The sequence below is a fragment of the Stenotrophomonas sp. SI-NJAU-1 genome (genome assembly GCF_020883215.1).
Taxonomy (GTDB): Bacteria; Pseudomonadota; Gammaproteobacteria; order Xanthomonadales; family Xanthomonadaceae; genus Stenotrophomonas; species Stenotrophomonas indicatrix.
The window spans coordinates 184,323-196,734 of sequence record NZ_CP086598.1; the positions used below are offsets into that span (position 1 = coordinate 184,323).

Annotated in this window: 15 protein-coding genes, 1 pseudogene and 1 riboswitch; of the genes and pseudogenes, 9 read left to right on the forward strand and 7 right to left on the reverse strand. The window is 65.6% G+C overall.

The genetic code is table 11. The features are described from left to right. Positions 1 to 12: 12 nt before the first annotated feature. Together LMF57_RS00790 and LMF57_RS00795 are read right to left on the reverse strand one after the other, a co-directional pair. Positions 13 to 561, reverse strand: coding sequence for a TetR/AcrR family transcriptional regulator (locus LMF57_RS00790; RefSeq protein WP_099786279.1), 549 nt, complete (start codon positions 559 to 561; stop codon positions 13 to 15). Then, on the reverse strand, positions 561 to 776 hold the full coding sequence (locus LMF57_RS00795; protein WP_229290525.1) for a hypothetical protein: 216 nt from the start codon (positions 774 to 776) through the stop codon (positions 561 to 563). Before LMF57_RS00795 ends, LMF57_RS00790 begins: the two co-directional genes overlap by 1 nt. Positions 777 to 861: 85 nt before the next feature. Between LMF57_RS00795 and LMF57_RS00800 the strand changes: the two genes are divergently transcribed. Together LMF57_RS00800 and LMF57_RS00805 are read left to right on the forward strand one after the other, a co-directional pair. After that, positions 862 to 1,026, forward strand: coding sequence for a hypothetical protein (locus LMF57_RS00800; RefSeq protein WP_162887586.1), 165 nt, complete (start codon positions 862 to 864; stop codon positions 1,024 to 1,026). 204 nt (positions 1,027 to 1,230) lie between these two features. Continuing rightward, complete coding sequence (locus LMF57_RS00805) at positions 1,231 to 2,427, forward strand: ATP-binding protein (RefSeq protein WP_229290526.1); 1,197 nt, start codon at positions 1,231 to 1,233, stop codon at positions 2,425 to 2,427. Between the two features lie 39 nt (positions 2,428 to 2,466). Here LMF57_RS00805 and LMF57_RS00810 read toward each other — a convergent pair whose 3' ends face one another. Together LMF57_RS00810 and LMF57_RS00815 are read right to left on the reverse strand one after the other, a co-directional pair. After that, positions 2,467 to 3,165: a hypothetical protein gene (locus tag LMF57_RS00810; protein ID WP_229291418.1), complete on the reverse strand. Its 699-nt coding sequence runs from the start codon at positions 3,163 to 3,165 to the stop codon at positions 2,467 to 2,469. Positions 3,166 to 3,321: 156 nt separating this feature from the next. Continuing rightward, the gene (locus LMF57_RS00815) at positions 3,322 to 3,591 is read right to left on the reverse strand and encodes a hypothetical protein (RefSeq protein ID WP_025875897.1); all 270 of its coding nucleotides are present in this window, start codon (positions 3,589 to 3,591) and stop codon (positions 3,322 to 3,324) included. A 525-nt stretch (positions 3,592 to 4,116) separates the two neighbouring features. On the opposite strand from LMF57_RS00815, the gene LMF57_RS00820 reads away from it, so the two are divergent. The 7 genes from LMF57_RS00820 (at position 4,117) to LMF57_RS00850 (ending at position 8,299) form a co-directional block, all read left to right on the forward strand. Continuing rightward, positions 4,117 to 4,689 (forward strand): Ax21 family protein, encoded by a 573-nt coding sequence (locus LMF57_RS00820; protein WP_025875896.1) that lies wholly within the window; start codon positions 4,117 to 4,119, stop codon positions 4,687 to 4,689. 115 nt (positions 4,690 to 4,804) lie between these two features. Continuing rightward, complete coding sequence (locus LMF57_RS00825) at positions 4,805 to 5,572, forward strand: AraC family transcriptional regulator (protein WP_080150302.1); 768 nt, start codon at positions 4,805 to 4,807, stop codon at positions 5,570 to 5,572. A gap of 69 nt (positions 5,573 to 5,641) precedes the next feature. Then, positions 5,642 to 6,010 (forward strand): VOC family protein, encoded by a 369-nt coding sequence (locus LMF57_RS00830; RefSeq protein ID WP_229290527.1) that lies wholly within the window; start codon positions 5,642 to 5,644, stop codon positions 6,008 to 6,010. 24 nt (positions 6,011 to 6,034) lie between these two features. Continuing rightward, positions 6,035 to 6,361: a hypothetical protein gene (locus LMF57_RS00835; protein ID WP_229290528.1), complete on the forward strand. Its 327-nt coding sequence runs from the start codon at positions 6,035 to 6,037 to the stop codon at positions 6,359 to 6,361. Positions 6,362 to 6,368: 7 nt separating this feature from the next. Further along, the gene (locus LMF57_RS00840; RefSeq protein WP_229290529.1) at positions 6,369 to 6,641 is read left to right on the forward strand and encodes a hypothetical protein; all 273 of its coding nucleotides are present in this window, start codon (positions 6,369 to 6,371) and stop codon (positions 6,639 to 6,641) included. A gap of 105 nt (positions 6,642 to 6,746) precedes the next feature. Next, complete coding sequence (locus LMF57_RS00845) at positions 6,747 to 7,721, forward strand: Dyp-type peroxidase (RefSeq protein ID WP_208081932.1); 975 nt, start codon at positions 6,747 to 6,749, stop codon at positions 7,719 to 7,721. 161 nt (positions 7,722 to 7,882) lie between these two features. Continuing rightward, complete coding sequence (locus LMF57_RS00850; RefSeq protein ID WP_032978314.1) at positions 7,883 to 8,299, forward strand: TonB C-terminal domain-containing protein; 417 nt, start codon at positions 7,883 to 7,885, stop codon at positions 8,297 to 8,299. A 107-nt stretch (positions 8,300 to 8,406) separates the two neighbouring features. Here LMF57_RS00850 and pnuC read toward each other — a convergent pair whose 3' ends face one another. The 3 genes and pseudogenes from pnuC to LMF57_RS00865 form a co-directional block, all read right to left on the reverse strand. Further along, complete coding sequence (pnuC, locus tag LMF57_RS00855) at positions 8,407 to 8,931, reverse strand: nicotinamide riboside transporter PnuC (protein ID WP_051562400.1); 525 nt, start codon at positions 8,929 to 8,931, stop codon at positions 8,407 to 8,409. Positions 8,932 to 8,987: 56 nt separating this feature from the next. Next, positions 8,988 to 10,920, reverse strand: a pseudogene (locus tag LMF57_RS00860) (TonB-dependent receptor plug domain-containing protein). 70 nt (positions 10,921 to 10,990) lie between these two features. Further along, positions 10,991 to 11,086, reverse strand: a riboswitch (TPP riboswitch). Between the two features lie 155 nt (positions 11,087 to 11,241). After that, positions 11,242 to 12,369, reverse strand: a complete 1,128-nt coding sequence (locus LMF57_RS00865) for a phosphotransferase (protein ID WP_208081929.1) — start codon at positions 12,367 to 12,369, stop codon at positions 11,242 to 11,244. Positions 12,370 to 12,412: the final 43 nt, after the last annotated feature.

Sequence of the window (12,412 nt, forward strand, 5' to 3'; positions counted from 1 at the left end):
GAGAGAACGGGTTCAGCGCGGCGGCGTCTCGATCAACGCGCCAATGTCCTGCAGCAGCTGCTGCCGCTGCGCGGCCGGCCACTGCACGTAGTCCAGCGACTCCAGCAGCTTCATACCCTCCAGCGCGAGGTATGCCAGCAACGCGCTGCGTGGGTGCGTGGCCTGCTGCTGGATCTCGGCCAGGATCTGCGCCTGGTTGTGCTGGATGGGCGCGCGCAGCTGTGGATCCTGGGCCATGGCCGCGCACAGCGCCAAGGCCACCGGCTGGAATGCCTCGGGAAAGGGCTGGGCCGCTGCGGCAATACGACCGCGCAGCAGCGCATCCTGGTTGAACCCCTTGGCCGCCTCGCGGTTGAAGGCGTTGTCGCGGGCCACCGCACGTTCGACCACGGCCTGGATGAGACCGGCCTTGGACTGGAAGTCGTAGACCACCGAGGCCTTGCTGACCCCGGCTTCGGCGGCCACCGCATCCAACGTCAGGCGCGCCGCGCCCATCTGGGCGACCACGCGCTCGGCAGCATCAAGGAGCTGCTGCGGATCAATACTTTTGCGACGGCCCATCACCGGGTTCCATATTTAACCATCCGGTCGATTATAAATATTGATGCGATGGTGTAAAGCCCTCTGGGTGGCCTACAGCGCGTCGTAGAGTGCGCCAGCGCCTGCTGCATCCACTGCTGGATGTTCGCTTCGCGCTGCCGGTGGCGCGCTCGACCGGCGGCCGGCAGCTTCACCCGCACCTTGCGCCGGTCGTCGGCTGCCTCCTGCTTGTCCACGAAGCAGCACCTACAAGACCTTTCAGCAGCTGGGTCACGGCCGCAGTGGAGGTTTCGGTGCCCTCTGTCTTCAACCTGACGTGCGATGGAGCGTCAGCAGGAAGAGCAAGCTCCGCGTGAGCGTGGGCAACTGCTGCAGCAGGCGATCATTTCGGGGAACGCCTACTTCGACGAGAACGGCTCGACGGATATCGAGCGGCGCCGCAAGACGGCGCTGTTGTATCGGGCAACGCTGGAAATCAAGCTCTGAACGGTCATCGACGATCGGCGCGACCACGAGACCAAGGAGATGGCCTGACCTGCGCAATGTCTGCATTCGGACAGATCGGTCGTTCACCTCCCGCAGGGGACCCGGGTGTCCGCCACGACCCAGCCTGAAAAGGCCGCAATCACCCTCGCATCAACCTACACAGCGGTTCCATGGGATGATGCGGTGCCCACCGGACGAGCGACCATGCAGAAGCTGACGGACCCCAATCTGCTGGACGACATCGCCGAGATTGGTCGAATCCAGGCCGTGCCGCGAATCCTGGAGACCGTCGCCCACATCACGGGCTCACGATTCACGGCTATTGCCCGCGTGACCCAGACAACCTGGACCGCGTGCGCCACCTTCGACACCCTGGGGTTCGGGCTGGTTCCCGGTGGCCAACTGGTGCTTGAGACCACCATCTGTGACGAGATCAGGCAGTCGGCGACGTCAGTTGTATTTGCGCATGCAAGCGAGCACCCGGTTTACTCCCAGCATCACACGCCACGGATCTACGGGCTTGAGAGCTACGCGTCCGTTCCCATCCATCGGCCAGACGGCAGCTTCTTCGGCACGCTCTGCGCGATTGATTCGACACCGGCCAATTTCGACGTAGCCCACGTCCAACGCTCCATGGAGCTGCTGGCCGACCTGGTAGGAAGTTACCTCGACAAGGAAGATCGCCTTGAGCGAGCGGAAACGGCGCTCTCCGACGCGCATCGTGTCGCCGACCTGCGCGACCAGTTCATTGCCGTGCTGGGTCATGACCTGCGCAGTCCGCTGCAGGCCATCAGCATCGCCGCAGATTCGCTGGCATGTGAGGCAGGCACTGAGCGTCAGCAACGGATGCTCGCGCACATCACTTCCGGCGTTGCCAGAATGGACGGACTGATCAACGACGTGCTCGATTTCGCCAGGGGACGTCTGGGCGGCGGCATTCCCATCGCGCTGCAGCTGACAAGCACGCTGGAAGAAGACCTGAAACGGGTTGTGGAAGAGGTGGCAATCGCCACTGGCCGCCAGGACATCAAGGTCCACATACAGATAGACGACGACGTGGTTTGCGATCCGAGCAGATTGGCACAGCTCCTGGCCAACCTGCTCACCAATGCAGCGGTACACGGAGAGCGCTCGTCCCCGATTACGCTGACCGTCCACTCCGAGCCGGAAATGCTCACGCTCGACGTACACAACGAGGGACACATTCCATCAGCGAGGTTGGACGCGATTTTCAGCCCATTCTCACGTGAAAAGAGTGAGCGTCCGCGGCCGGGTCTCGGCCTCGGCATCTACATTGCGTCGGAGATCGCGCGGTCCCATGGCGGCACGTTGGAGGTGGAGTCCAGTGCGGCCGCCGGCACCTTGTTCACGTTCAAGATGCGCAGGCTGGAGCTTCCGTAGCGGTCTGCCGCGACCACGTCCGCAGCCTTCAACCGGGTTTCATTTGCGGGCGTGTCGCGCGTCTTTTTCATCCACGTCCTTCGCAGACACGCGACTCTGCGCGAACTCCGGGAACGTTTCTTCGATCGAGTCCTTGTCCGGCAGCACGTAGAACACGCCGCCTTTCTCGAACGTGGGATGCACGATCTGCTCGTAGAACCCGGGCGAGACATTGATGCAGCCGTGGGTGACACGGTTGTCGTCCGGCGTGGCCGATGCCAGTCGTTCGCTGCGCTTCTCTTTCGGGGTGCCCGGGGGAAGCGGGTGCATTGAAACGGCGGAATCGTAGTCCACCCACAGCACGCGTCCGGCGTCCTCGGACGGGCCATAGGCGCCAATGAAACGACCGGCCGGGGTGGTGCGGTCGTGGCCGGGAATCGCGCTCAGTGCGAGCTTGGCGACGCCGGGTGCCGAGTGATCGCCGATGGCCGAACCAAACAGCGCTGGCGCTGCGCCGCGCAGCTTGCCGTCACCGCCGAAGACCAAGACCTGCGCAGCCGCCTTGTCCATGATCGCGAACGGATAGCCCTGGTTGTCCTTGCTGGCCACGACCCAGCCGGCCAATTCAATCACCGTATCGGACACCTCCTGGCCCTGCGGAAGTTCATCGGCGGCGGTCGCCGTTTCCGTGGGTGCGTCCTTGGCTTCCTTGGCGTTCCTGGCGCTGGCTGCGCCGGTTCCTGCCAGTGCCAGCGCGATGGCCAGCGTGGCCGATACGGCCCGGCGTGCAGGGAGTGAGTACGTACGAATGGGACGGCTCCTTCGGATGACGACCGAGAGGCTGAAAGACACCAGTGGCCGGTGAAGGCCACTGGTGTCCGGTTCAAGCGTTCATCAAAGTGGGTGGGAGAGCGGTTACCCGCGCGGCTTGCGGCCGGGGACCCTTTCGAGCTGCTGCACGCGGCCTTCGATCTGATCCAGACGCTGGTTGGCCTGCTGTGCAGACTGGTTGGCCGATTCGGCGCTCTGCGCCGCGCCCTGCACCTTCACGTCGAGCTGGTCGAGACGCGAGTTGATCGTTGCAAATTCGTCTTTGTAGGTGGCGCAAGCACCGAGGCTTACGGTAGCAACGATGGCTACGGTGACGGCACGTGCCGCGTTGATTTGCTGCTTGGTCAGGAACATTCCACTCCCTCCTTCGTCTGGGGAGTCTGGAATATAGCGGCGTTTGTTCCCGCCGCTGCGAAGTGCTTTCAGCTGCAGTTGGAAGACGTGGATGGCCTGTGAAGGTCGCGCACTCAGCAATCCTTAACAAGCGGGCACAAGCGAGCTCTGCTGCATCGGTTGATGTCCTTGTGCCACTTCGATCTCCCCAATTCATCAGCCTGAAGCCGACTCATGTCGTTCCTCTCAATGGCTGCAGATGAGCGTGGCGCACAACATCGACGCGCGCACCGCGCTCCCGTGAGCGAAGTCCTCTCGTGCGATCCATGACCGAAGCAGCTTGGCAGGTCGGCGTGCATCCAGCGAGCTGCTACGCGGCGCATCGAGAGTTCCCTGAACAGGAACCTCATTCATGTACCGGTCAGTTCAATATTCAGGGCCGATTTCATCAACAAACGGATAATTCACACCTGTCGAACGCCTCTCCTCCCTCCCCTCCCGAGGGGCGTTCGACGAAACCAAAATAATGAAAGGTGTATCCCGATGATCAAGAATTCGCTGCTTGCCCTGGGTCTGTTGGCCGCGCTGCCGTTCGCCGCATCGGCTGCCGATGGCCTGTCGTACAACTACGTTGAAGGCGGCTACGTGAACACCGATGCCAAGGGCGGCGACGCTGATGGCTGGGGCGTGAAGGGCTCGGTTGCCGTGCACCCGAACTTCCACATCTTCGGTGATTACAGCAAGCAGGAAACCGACACCTTCAAGAACGATGTCGACCAGTGGCGCATCGGTGCCGGCTACAACTACGGCATCGCACCGAACACCGACCTGGTGGCTCGTGTTGCATATCAGAAGTTCGACATGAAGCACGGCCTGGACTTCAACGGCTACTCCACTGAAGTGGGCGTGCGCACCGCGTTCAACCCGTACCTGGAAGGCTATGCGCTGGCCGGTTACGAGGATTACAGCAAGAAGCACGGCATCAACCCGGACGGCGAGTTCTATGGCCGCGTCGGCGCCACCGCTAAGTTCAACCAGAACTGGGGCCTGAGTGGCGAAGTGAAGCTGGCCAAGGCCGGCGACCGCGAGTGGTTCGTGGGCCCGCGCTTCAGCTGGTAACAAACGCCTGTCGTTAGTGCGTGTAACTGGCGTGTGATCTCTCTCCCACACGCCAGCGAAGCCCGGCCTCGTGCCGGGCTTCTCTTTTTCCGGCATCGCTTTGCCACAATGGGGCATGGGCGATCCCTCCACTCCCGCTGGCACCGGCTCGGCCTACCAGGAACACCTGGCGCCTGCGCCGCTGCGTGGCCAGTTCGGCCAGCTCTGGCAGAGCCAGTTGCCTGCTGATGCCAGTGGCAGCATCACCGTGCTGCCCGATGGCTGCGTGGACATTCTCTGGCGTGATGGTGCGCTGTTCGTGGTGGGACCGGACCGTACCGCCGCACACCCGCAACTGGCCCCCGGGGCACAGGTGCTGGGCGCGCGGTTCCGGCCTGGGCAGGCATCGTCTGCGCTCGGCATCGACTTGTCCGGCATCGTCGGCCAAGCCGTGCCCCTGATCGAATTCAATACCCGCTGGGCGACTCAGGCTGCGGCCTGGATCGGTGACGCCGCGCCCGACCAGCGCCTGCAGCGCCTGGCTGACAGCCTGCAGCGGAACATGCCGGCGGCCGTGCTGGACGAACACACACGCCGCGCGCATGCGCTGTTCGCGCACGCTGCCAGAGGCGATGCCAGCATCGACGCACTCGCCGCACAACTGGCCATGAGCCCGCGCACCCTGCGTCGCTTCAGCCAGACGCAGTTCGGTTACGGAGCAAAGTCGCTGGAGCGGATCCTGCGTCTGCAGCGGTTCCTGCGCTGCAGCCAGACCCAACCCGCGCACAGTCTGGCGATGCTGGCCGTGGAGGCCGGCTATGCCGACCAGGCCCACCTCAGCCGCGAAGCCCGCGAGCTTGCCGGCCTGACGGCCAGTGCGCTGCGCCAGCAGTGGGGACGTTGATGGCCGTTTCGTTCAAGACCCGGGCCCGACCCTGACCGATGCTGGGCGCTCCAACAACGGAGCCGCACCATGAGCCACGCAGACACCACCACTGCCGAACGCCGCATCGACAACATCGAATTCAACGTCGCCGATATCGCCCGCAGCAAGCAGTTCTATGGCCAGGTCTTCGGCTGGTCCTTCACCGACTACGGCCCGGCCTATACCGAGTTCGATGACGGCCGCCTCAAGGGTGGATTTGTCGCCGACGAGGCAGTGACGTCCTCAGGCGGCGCGCTGGTCATCGTGTACTGCGTGGACCTTGCCGACGCGCAGCAGCGCATCCTCGCAGCGGGCGGCGAGATCGTGCAGGCGGTGTTTGCCTTTCCCGGCGGCCGTCGCTTCCATTTCCGCGATCTGGACGGCTACGTGCTGGCGGTGTGGAGCGACGCCAGCTGATCCGTCTGCCTCTACAATCCGTCAATGGAAACGCACATCGACGCCTATGTAAGGCAGGCCGACGGCTACTGCATCAAGGTGATGCTGTTCAATGGCCGCTCGCGGGCCTCGCTGCAGGCGCTGGGCTTCACCGCTGGCGATGAAAACACCCTCACCCTGCCGGTCCCCGATGATGCAGCCAAGGCCGCCGTCTTCCTCCGCCTGCGTGATCTCGGCGTTGCCTTCTCGGCGGGCAGGGAGTGGTGTCCGGCCGACGTGTTCGAGCATCTCCGCGAGGGCGGTGTGCTGGAGGGACCCTACCTCCGGGTTGCGTGGCGCACGCCGCAGCAGTTCACCGTGACTACGGCGTAGCCACAGCATGGACGTGATCGAGATCGCTGGAGCGAATCTGCTGCGCGATGCTGTGGACGGCTGGCAGCTGCAGGCGTCGGTGGTCTCGCAGGACCGCACGCGGCTGGCCTGCATCCTTCGTGTCGGGCAGCGCTTTCGCGTCGAGCGGTTCCTGCGCGGACACATGCGGCCGCAGTGGCACGGAGAGTGGTGGTTGCAACAGCCGCAGCACTCGATCACCGACAGCGGACAGCAGGCACAGGTGCTTGCCGATGAGGGCTGGCGCCCGCCCGTCGGCTGACCACCGCGAACTGAGAACCGCTCCGTCGCCGGCAAGGTCGTTCCGCTATGATCGCCCGCACATTGCCGCAGGCGATGTGCCCGCCTCAAGCCAGCAGGAACCATCGTGAACGCCCAGCCCGCACCCATCACCGCCCTCAACCACACGCTCGACAACGAGCCGCAGCAGATCACCGCGCCGCTGACCCATTCGGCCGCGTTCCTGGTGCTGACGGTGAAGGACGATGCGGCATCGCTGGCGAAAGTGCGCGAGGTGCTGGCCAGCACCGATGACCTGATCAAGAACACCGCCATCCGCGAGATCGAGCGCACCTTCACCTGCAACGTGGCCATCGGCCACCGCGTGTGGGCGCCCTTGGTGGGCAGTACGCCGCCGCGCGAGTTGAAGCCGTTCCAGGAAGTGAAGGGTGCGACCCACATGGCGGTCTCCACGCCGGGTGACCTGCTGTACCACATCCGTGCACGCACGATGGATCTGATCGTGGCCTTCGAGCGCAACCTGATGATGGCCTTCGGCGATGCGGTGGACGCGGTGGATGACGTGGCCGGATTCCGCTACTTCGACGGCCGCGACCTGCTCGATTTCGTCGACGGCACGGCCAACCCCGAGGGCCTGTCACTGCCGGAGGCGACCATCGTCGGCGACGAGGATCCCGACCATGCCGGTGGCAGCTACGTGGTGGTGCAGAAGTACCTGCACAACCTCGATGCCTGGCGTGCGCAGAAGACCGAAGCGCAGGAAGCGATCATCGGCCGCACCAAGCACGACAACATCGAGCTGGACGACGCGCCGGCCGATGCGCAGAAGTCGCACAAGACGCTGTGCACCATCGAGGATGCCGACGGCGAGCACGAGATCCTGCGCGACAACATGCCCTTCGCCAATCCGGGGCGCGGCGAGTACGGCACCTACTTCATCGGCTACACGCGCCGGCTGTGGGTGATCGAGAAGATGCTGGAGCGGATGTTCATCGGCAATCCCGCGCCGCTGCACGACCGCATCCTCGATTTCTCCATCGCGACCACCGGCGTCACCTTCTTCGCCCCCTCGCGCAAGGTGCTGGCCGACCTGGGCGACTGATCACGCCGGGTGGGGGCAGCCAGGTAGATCCACGCCATGCGTGGATGGATCAACCGGTTGCCCGGAACAGCCACGCATGGCCTGGCGCTACTGCGCCGCCATCTGCCTGTCATCTACGGCGCCGACCATGACGCGTTGGCATGGACGTGGAGACGTGGGTGATGGCTTCTGCAGGAAACAAGCGCACCTCGCGCCGTGGCTGGCGCCCGTTGGCATGGTTGCTGGGCCTGTTGGCGCTGGGCAGCGCCAGCGTGTCCGCACAGGACGCACCTGCGCACTGGATGGCCTATGCCGCCTCCGTCAGCGGCGAGTTGCAGCAGCGTCTGCAGCAGGAGCAGGATCCGCACGCGCAGCGCCTGCTGGCTTGGCTGCAGGAGCATCCCGATGCGCCGGCGCCGTTGGTGGTGAGCGTGTGGATCGCCGGCGATGGCGCCATCTCGAAACTGGAATTCGACAGCCTGGGTGATGCACAGGTCGATGCCGATCTGCGTGCGGCGCTGCAGGCCACGCCGTTGCCGGCGGCGCCGCCGAAGGACATGCGACAACCACTGCGATTGGGGCTGACCCTTACCCAGTAGAGCCACGCCATGCCTGGATGCCGGGCATCGGTAGACGCCAACCTTGGTTGGCGCTCACCTGCTGACCAAGGTCGGCATCTACCAACGCAGCCACGCATGGCGTGGCTCTACTGCGCAGGTACTGCCTGCGGCTCGCGCGCGGCGGCGCGCCACGCCCGCAGCCCGAACAGTGCCAGGCCCAGGAAGAACACGTACAACGCAGCAGTCACGTGCAGCGATTTGAACAGATAGGCGCCCACGTAGACCACGTCCACCACGATCCACACCCACCAGCAGGCCGTGTGCCGGCGCGCCTGCCACCATTGCCCGACCAGGCTCAGTGCGGTCAGCATCGCGTCCAGCCACGGCAACGCTGCATCGGTGAAGGTGTGCATGCCGGCGCCAAGCGCCACGCCGCCACACAGGCCGATGGCCAGGTCGCGCAGCAGCTTGCCGCGCGCCAGCGGCACGATGCGGATGCTGCCTTCATCGGCGGCGTGCTGGCGCCAGTTGATCCAGCCGTAGACCAGGAAACCACCAAAGGCGACCTGCAGCAGCGTGTCCGAGTACAGCTTGGCTTCGGCGAACACCGCGCCATACAGCGCGACCGACAGCAGGCCTACCGGCCACGCGGCCAGCCGCCGCTTTGCCATCAGCCACACCCCGAGGATGCTGAAGAGCGCGGCAGTCCACTCGAGCGCGACGTCGCTCACAGCGCGAACGTCACCGACAGGCGCGCCTGCCGCGGCGCACCCGGGAACAGGTAGTAGTCACCGCCGCTGCTGCCGGTGTCGCGCCAGTAGAAGCGGTTGAACAGGTTGTCCACCGACAGGTTCCAGCTGACCGCACGGTCGTGCAGGCGGTGCTGGAAGCGCAGGCCGGCGTCGAACACCGAGTAGTCCGGTGCGCGCACACCGCCGTCGGCGCGGGCCACGTTGGAGGAGGCATAGCGCCAGCCACCGGTCACATCCAGGCCTTCAACGAACGGCAGCGCGTAGGCCAGGTGCACGCTGGCGCGCACCTTCGGCACGTTCACCAGCTGATGGCCTTCATAGGCCGGGGTGCCGGTGTCGCGTGCGCGCGCCTGCAGCACGCTGGCGCTGGCGACGATCTGCAGCGCGTCGGTCAGCTGGCCGTTGGCGGTCAGTTCCAGGCCGGTATGTGTCTGCTGGCCCTCTTCGACGAAGGTGTAGCCGACATCGCTGCCGTCGGGCTTTGCGTACTGGTAGGGCTGGGAGGTGCGGAACACGGCCGCGCTTGTCGTAGGCGCGGTGAGCGGCCGCCGGCCGCCATTGCCCATCGCCGAAGCTCATCCGGTCCAGCGCGAAGAATGCGGTCTGCCGGCTGTCCAGGCGCCGTGCCGATGCACCCGGCATCTTCGGCGAGGGCTCGAACACCGGCACCTGCACGTCGTGGATGTTGCTGGTGCCGACGTACTCGTTGACGCTCGGGCGCTTGTCGATGGTGCGGCGGAAGTAGTCGGCGCCGATGCTCAGCTGGTGGCCGACGCTGCCGGTCTCGAAACTGCCGCGCAGTTCGGCACGGGCCTGCTGGTTGCGGCGGGTGTCATCCGGGCTGCGGTAGTCGTAGATGTCGTAGTCGCCGTTGGGGGCGAAATAGTTGCCCGGCACGCTGCCGTCTGCGCACCCTGCGGTGTAGTAGCAGCCGTAGGCGAAGGCGACGTTGTCATCGATCACCGAACGGCTGTGGCCGACCGAGACGCGCGACTGCCACGCATCGTTGAAGTCATAGGTGTGCAGCGCGGTGATGTTGGTGCTGGCAATGTCCACCGGCCGCTGCCACGGCTGGTAGCCGAGCAGGCGTTCGCGGTCGACGCCGCGCGGCAGGTCGCGCACGCCCAGCAGCTGGAAGCCGGACACCGAGCGCTGCGCGCTGGTCTGGTAGTTGGCATCCACTTCCAGCTTGCCGTGTTCGCCGATCAGCCAGTCGGTGGCCAGCGAATAGAAGTTGCGGCGACCGTCGGCATGCTCGACGTAGGAATCACTGGCATCCCAGGCGGCGTTCAGACGCACGCCGAAGCGCGGGGTCAGCCAGTGGCCGACATCCACGGCCGCATAGCGCGAGCCCTCCGAATCGGTGCCCAGGGTGACCGTGCGCACGTCCGCCGGGCGCTTGCCCACGTAGTTGATGATGCCGCCGGGTGCCATCACGCCAGCCGCTAGGCCGGCTTCGCCCTTGAGGATCTGCACTTCCTGGATGTTCTCCAGCGCCAGGCGCTGCTCGCCGGCGATGGACATGCCGTTGAAGCGGTAGCCGGTGGCTGCATCCAGCGCGAAGCCGCGGATGGCGATGTTCTGGTAGTAGCCCACCGGCGCATAGGCATCGCCCAGCGAGGCATCATTGCTGGCCAGCTCGGACAACGAACGCACCTGGCGGCGGTCGAGGTAGTCGCGCTCCAGCACGTTCACCGAGGCGGGGGTGTCCTTCCACGAGCCGCCGCCGAAGGCGTTGACGCGCGAGGTATCGGCCTTCGGTTTGCCGGCCTGCACGCGCACCGCCGCCAGTTCGGTAGGAGAGGACGGCGGAGCATCAACGGCGTCGGTGCCTGCCTCGCTGGCGTACAGCGGCAGGGCGGCGCACAGGGCGAGGGCGAGCAGTGTGGGGTGCAGGCAGCGGTTCATTCGATTCGTCTTCAGACAACAAGGGAGACGAAGCGACGGCGCGCAGGTGCACCGGCCCATGACGGGGGTGTGGCTGCGGCTCAAAGCTCCCTACGCCGGTGCAAACCGGATCAGGTTCCAAGGGACTCTCTCAGCCTGGCAGATCCAGGCACCCCCGCTTCAGGTGACCATTTCACTACAAATGGTACGGATTTGCGAGCTACCGCTCTTCAGCCGGGCTCAGATCCCTCTCCAGCGGAAAGGGATCTGACCCCGGCCGAGCGCATCATCGACGCATGGTGTCGATCTACTGAGTACCCCGCGTGTTTGCTGGCTCGCAGCTCACGCGGCGGCGTGCAGGGCCGCCAGCAGGGCCTGGCCGGGGGCCGTGGCGAACCACGCCGGATGCCCGAGCATGAACGGCTGCCAGGCCACATCGGCGTTCGCGGTCGATCCGGTGACGCCCTCGAAATACTCCACTTCGGACAGAGCGAAGTCGAAATGCACCATCGGCAGCAGGTCGGCCAGCAGCTGCACGCGGGTGGGCGACAGCGGCAGTTCCTGCCGATAGCCGTCCAGCAGGGCCAGGGCGATGTCGATGCGAACAGCATCGGTGCCGCGCTCCAGCTGCAGCCAGGCCACCGCGTTGCGTTCGATCGCGGTGGCCAGGTCGAACAGCGCGCTGGTGGGCGAGGCCAGGCCGAAATCGAGCACCGTCGCAATCGTGCCGTCGTCGTTCCACAGCAGGTTGGAGACGTGCCAGTCGTTGTGCGCCCACAGCCGCGGTTCGTCCTGCAGGCGCGCGGCCAGGCCGTGGTGCCAGGGCAGCACATCGCGGCGCAGCTGTTCCTCCCAGGGAATGCGCGCCAGGTAGCGGGCCAACCCGGGGCGGTTGCCGAGGTCGGCCTTCAGCGCGGCGATCGGGTCATCGGCGCGGATCAGGTCGTCGCGTGCCACCAGCAGATGGGTGCTGCGCTGCGGGGCGTGGTAGCTGGCGGCCGCGCGGTGCAGCGTGGCCAGCATGCGCCCTGCCTGGTGGGCCTGGGCAATGTCGGTCAGCGGTGACCATGACGGCAGCTCGCGATACAGGTCCTTGCCGGCGCCCACCGCATGCAGTTCGTAGGTCCACTGGCCGTGTTCGAGTGCGGTGCGGCCGTCGTTGCTGGCCAGCACCTGCACCACCGGCATGCCGGCAGTTGCCAGATGCACGATGAAACGGTGTTCTTCTTCCAGGGTTCCAGCACTGCGCACGCTGTGGTGGTGGCGCTTGATGAAGACCGGACCGCCGGTGCCGTCGACGATGGCCGCGGCCGACAACGGGCGCGGGCTGTGCCAGCGCAGCGTGCTGTCCGCGCACAGCTGCGGAAAGTGGCCACGCAGCCAGGTGATCTCCTGCGCGTCGATCGCCGGCCAGTCGGCGGCGACCTCGTCGTTGTTGAGACCCTGCACGCGATGGGGGGAAGAAGTCATGCCACGGCCGCTGGTGAGTAATGGAACATCCAAGGCTGCGCAT

Excerpts from the sequence above, each read along its gene's own strand:
- LMF57_RS00790 (WP_099786279.1), bottom strand. The coding sequence starts at position 561 with ATGGGCCGTCGCAAAAGTATTGATCCGCAGCAGCTCCTTGATGCTGCC.
- LMF57_RS00800 (WP_162887586.1), top strand. The coding sequence starts at position 862 with ATGGAGCGTCAGCAGGAAGAGCAAGCTCCGCGTGAGCGTGGGCAACTG.
- LMF57_RS00805 (WP_229290526.1), top strand. The coding sequence starts at position 1,231 with ATGCAGAAGCTGACGGACCCCAATCTGCTGGACGACATCGCCGAGATT.
- LMF57_RS00815 (WP_025875897.1), bottom strand. The coding sequence starts at position 3,591 with ATGTTCCTGACCAAGCAGCAAATCAACGCGGCACGTGCCGTCACCGTA.
- LMF57_RS00825 (WP_080150302.1), top strand. The coding sequence starts at position 4,805 with ATGGGCGATCCCTCCACTCCCGCTGGCACCGGCTCGGCCTACCAGGAA.
- LMF57_RS00830 (WP_229290527.1), top strand. The coding sequence starts at position 5,642 with ATGAGCCACGCAGACACCACCACTGCCGAACGCCGCATCGACAACATC.
- LMF57_RS00835 (WP_229290528.1), top strand. The coding sequence starts at position 6,035 with ATGGAAACGCACATCGACGCCTATGTAAGGCAGGCCGACGGCTACTGC.
- LMF57_RS00840 (WP_229290529.1), top strand. The coding sequence starts at position 6,369 with ATGGACGTGATCGAGATCGCTGGAGCGAATCTGCTGCGCGATGCTGTG.
- LMF57_RS00850 (WP_032978314.1), top strand. The coding sequence starts at position 7,883 with ATGGCTTCTGCAGGAAACAAGCGCACCTCGCGCCGTGGCTGGCGCCCG.
- pnuC (WP_051562400.1), bottom strand. The coding sequence starts at position 8,931 with ATGGCAAAGCGGCGGCTGGCCGCGTGGCCGGTAGGCCTGCTGTCGGTC.
- LMF57_RS00865 (WP_208081929.1), bottom strand. The coding sequence starts at position 12,369 with ATGACTTCTTCCCCCCATCGCGTGCAGGGTCTCAACAACGACGAGGTC.